Source organism: Streptomyces niveiscabiei, assembly GCF_001419795.1.
In the GTDB taxonomy this organism is placed as follows: Bacteria; Actinomycetota; Actinomycetes; order Streptomycetales; family Streptomycetaceae; genus Streptomyces; species Streptomyces niveiscabiei.
Window position 1 is genome coordinate 1 of sequence record NZ_LIRL01000461.1, and the last position, 3,976, is coordinate 3,976.

A 3,976-nucleotide genomic window follows, 5' to 3' on the forward strand; every position below is an offset into this window, starting at 1 on the left:
CCGGCGTCGTACTTCGGAGGTAACTCGGGGCTACCTCGGAAGTACGCGCCACCCCGGACGGCGGGCAGACGGCGCCCTGCGTCCGGGGTACGTCCGGCGCCCCGTCTCAGATGAAGGGGTCGAAGTCGTCGATCAGCTCGTCGGAGCCGGCCCCGTCGGACTCGGGCCGCCGCCCGATGCGGGCGATCTCCTGGTTGGACCCGTGCCGCGCGCAGACGAACTGGCAGTCCTTGCCGGGGTCGATGACGGAGGTATCCGCGTTCGCCCACAGCTCGGCGAACCCGGACTGCTGGATGTCCCCGATCCGCCCCTTGGGGTTACCCCGGTGGTAGGGGCAGACGAATACCCCGGTAGGGGTCACCGTCGTCCGCAGCTCGGTGATCGCGCAATGGTGGTAGTCCTTGGGCTGTACGGGGTCCGTACCCCGCCGCACGGCCTGCCAGTTGGAGGAGTGCAGGACGTGGAAGGAGTCGCTCTCCAGCTCCCGCAGCCGCGCGATCTGCTCCTCGACCGCCGCGATGTCCTCGGCTCGCTGGTTGACCGTGTAGTGGTCCTCGTCCAGCATCGCCTTGACCTCGAAGTAGTCGCAGCCGATCTCCCGGGCGAGCAGCCCCGCGCGATGGACCTCGTCGTAGTTGGACTCGGTGACCTTCCCGTCCTCGTCGAAACGCTGCATGAGGAGAAATGAGTAGCCGAGCCGCCCCCGCCCCCGCTCGGCCAACTTCCGCATGTTCTCGATGACTTGAGGGAACATGCTGCGCTTGCCCCGGCTCGGCCGGAACAACTGGTACGTGTCAGCGGTCCCGGCGTCGACCGAGACCCGCACCCACGACAGGCACTCGGCGAGCCGGTCGAGATGCCGGTCGATCTGGGTGCCGTTGGTGACGAGCCCGAGCTTGATGCCGGCCCCGTGCAGCACCTCGACGATCTCCCCGATGGCCCGGTGCAGCAGCGGTTCCCCGCCACCGATGAGGATCACCGCGCGGACATCGGATTCGGCCAGTTCATGTGCGAGTTTCACGATGCGGTCCGGCCCGATCTGGCCATGGTGCAGCACCTGCGAGCTGATGCACTCAGGACACGCGAGATCGCACACGGTCGTCGGGTCGAGGTCGACCACGAGGGGTGCCGAAAGTCGTCGCCCCAGAGCGACCTGGCGGACGGACGGATGGATCGAACGCTGGTAGAGCTTGCCTCTCAGGTCGAGATTGCGCTCCACAAAAGGGGTTCCGAGGGTTGATCCGGGCAGAACGGAATTGCGGTCAGGCATACGTGCGGTCACTTTCCGGTCTCTGGATGTGAAGGACGGATCGGACGGCGCGGGATCGTTTGTGGTCGGTTGTGGTGGACCGTGAGGGAATTCGAGGGGAAGGCGAGAGATGCGCGAGCGTCTTGGGAGCGCTCCCAAGACCTTCTCCGGCGCATTCCGGCCCTGTCAACCGGTTGCCCGGGCTCCGTGGACGAGGGTGTGTGATTGGCCGGAAAACCACGGTGCTTGACAGGTATGAGGGATTGAGCAAGCCTGCTTGGGAGCGCTCCCACAAGGGGATGCGTACGTCGTGTGCGGTACGACTTCAGAGTGACGGACGCCTTAAGCGGAAGGCGTCGTACGCCGTACGTCGTACCGTCGCAGGGAGGCGGAACGGATGACCGCTACGAGCACGGAGCCCGTGGGGAGCGAGGCGGTGCGAGGGCTGCCGGCCGACTTCGTCTGGGGGGCGGCCACGGCCGCGTACCAGATCGAGGGGGCCGTCGCGGAGGACGGGCGCTCGCCGTCCGTCTGGGACACCTTCAGCCATACGCCCGGCAAGGTGGCCGGGGGTGACACCGGCGACGTGGCCTGCGACCACTACCACCGGATGCCCGAGGACGTCGGGCTGCTGTCCCAACTGGGCCTGGACGCCTACCGGTTCTCCATGGCCTGGCCGCGCGTCCAGCCCGGTGGCACGGGCCCCGTCAACGCGCGTGGAATCGCCTTCTACGACCGTCTGGTGGACGAACTCCTGGCCAAGGGCATCACCCCCTGGGCCACCCTCTACCACTGGGACCTGCCGCAGGCGCTGGAGGACGCCGGCGGCTGGCCCGAGCGCGACACCGCGTACCGGTTCGCCGAGTACGCGGGACTCGCGGCGGACGCGCTGGGCGACCGCGTGAAGCACTGGATCACCCTCAACGAGCCTTTCTGCTCGGCCATGTTGGGCTACTACTTCGGCAACCACGCGCCGGGCAGGCGGAGTTTCCCGGACTTCACGAAGGCGGCCCACCACCTGCTGCTCGGCCACGGGCTGGCGGTCCAGCGGATCCGCGAGGCCGTGCCGGACTCCCAGGCCGGCATCACCCTCAACCCGCTGGTCGCCCACCCCGCCTCCGACGCGCCCGAGGACGTCGAGGCGGCGCGGCGCGCGGACGCGATCGGCGCGCGGATCTACCTGGACCCGGTGCTGCTCGGCCGCTACCCGGCCGACCTGCTCACCGACCTCGCGAAACAGGACGCCCAACTTCCGGTCCAGGAAGGCGACTTGAAGACCATCGCGCAGCCGCTGGACTTCCTGGGGGTGAACTACTACTTCCGGGACGTGGTCCGTGCGACCGATGAGCCGCACGGGTACGAGGGGGTTCCGCAGACCCACCGGCCCTCGACCGCGATGCCCTGGGAGATCTATCCGGAAGGCATGACGGCCCTCCTCACCCGGCTCAGCCGGGAGTACCCCGCGCTGCCGCTCTACATCACCGAGAACGGCGCCGCCTTTGACGACAGCCGCTCCCCTGTCGACGAGACGGGTCGGATTCAGGACACCGACCGCACCGCGTACCTCGCCGACCACCTCGCCGCGATCGGGCTCGCGCGGGCGGCCGGGGCGGACGTACGGGGGTATTTCTGCTGGTCACTGATGGACAACTTCGAGTGGGCCTACGGCTACGAGAAGCGGTTCGGCCTGGTGCACGTGGACTACGAGACACAGGTGCGCACCCCGAAGGCGAGCGCGCTGTGGTTCCGCGACGCGGCGCGGGCCTGCCGGGAGCAGTGAGCCGAGTACTAGTACGTGAGGGGTAGCTCCCGGGTATGCCGTACCCCGGAGCTACCCCTCAGGTAGTCCCTCTCAGGTGGGACTCAGCCCTCCAGGAACGCCGTCAGGGAGTTCGCCAGCAGGAACGGGTCGTCCGCGCCGCACATTTCCCGCGCGCTGTGCATGGACAGGATCGCCGCCCCGATGTCGACGGTCTGGATCCCGTGCCGCGCGGCGGTGATCGGCCCGATCGTCGTCCCGCACGGCATCGAGTTGTTGGACACGAACGACTGGAACGGCACCCCGGCCTTCTCGCAGGCCGCGGCGAACACCGCGCGGCCCGAACCGTCCGTCGCGTACCGGTTGTTGACGTTCACCTTGAGGATCGGGCCGCCGTTGATCCGGGGGTGGTGCGTCGGGTCGTGCCGCTCCGCGTAGTTGGGGTGCACGGCGTGCCCCGTGTCGGAGGACAGGCACACGGTCCCGGCGAAGGCCCGCGCCCGGTCCTCGTACGACCCGCCGCGCGCGAACACCGAGCGCTCCAGGACCCCGCCGAGCAGCGGCCCGTCCGCTCCGGTGTCGGACTGCGAGCCGTTCTCCTCGTGGTCGAACGCCACGAACACGGGGATGTACGGGAGTTCGTCGCCGACGTGGGTCGCGACGGCGGCCAGCGCGGCGGTCGCCGCGTGCACCGACAGGAGGTTGTCCATCCGGGGCCCGGCGAGGAACTCCTCGTCGCGGCCGAGGTAGGCGGGCGGTTCGACGGAGTGCGTCATCAGGTCCCAGCCGGTCACCTCGCCCGGCGCGAGCCCCGCTTCCTCCTCAAGGAACGCGATCAAGTCCCCCTCGTGCGCGTCCCCCAACTCGCCATCCACCTCGACCGGTCCGTCACCGCCGAGGGCCTGAAGCTGGACAAGCAGCGGCACTTGCAGCCGGTGTGGGGTCTCGGGGACGCGCACGAGGGGGAC

At 69.0% G+C, this 3,976-nt stretch carries 2 protein-coding genes and 1 pseudogene; 1 reads left to right on the plus strand and 2 read right to left on the minus strand.

The window, feature by feature from the left end:
- Positions 1 to 106: 106 nt before the first annotated feature.
- Positions 107 to 1,219: a radical SAM protein gene (locus AOK24_RS22420; protein WP_055721862.1), complete on the minus strand. Its 1,113-nt coding sequence runs from the start codon at positions 1,217 to 1,219 to the stop codon at positions 107 to 109.
- 427 nt (positions 1,220 to 1,646) lie between these two features.
- On the opposite strand from AOK24_RS22420, the gene AOK24_RS22425 reads away from it, so the two are divergent.
- On the plus strand, positions 1,647 to 3,029 hold the full coding sequence (locus tag AOK24_RS22425) for a GH1 family beta-glucosidase (RefSeq protein ID WP_055721863.1): 1,383 nt from the start codon (positions 1,647 to 1,649) through the stop codon (positions 3,027 to 3,029).
- 83 nt (positions 3,030 to 3,112) lie between these two features.
- Here the strand turns inward: AOK24_RS22425 and AOK24_RS22430 are convergent.
- Positions 3,113 to 3,874 (minus strand): annotated as a pseudogene (locus AOK24_RS22430) (zinc-binding metallopeptidase family protein); the annotation flags it as partial.
- Positions 3,875 to 3,976: the final 102 nt, after the last annotated feature.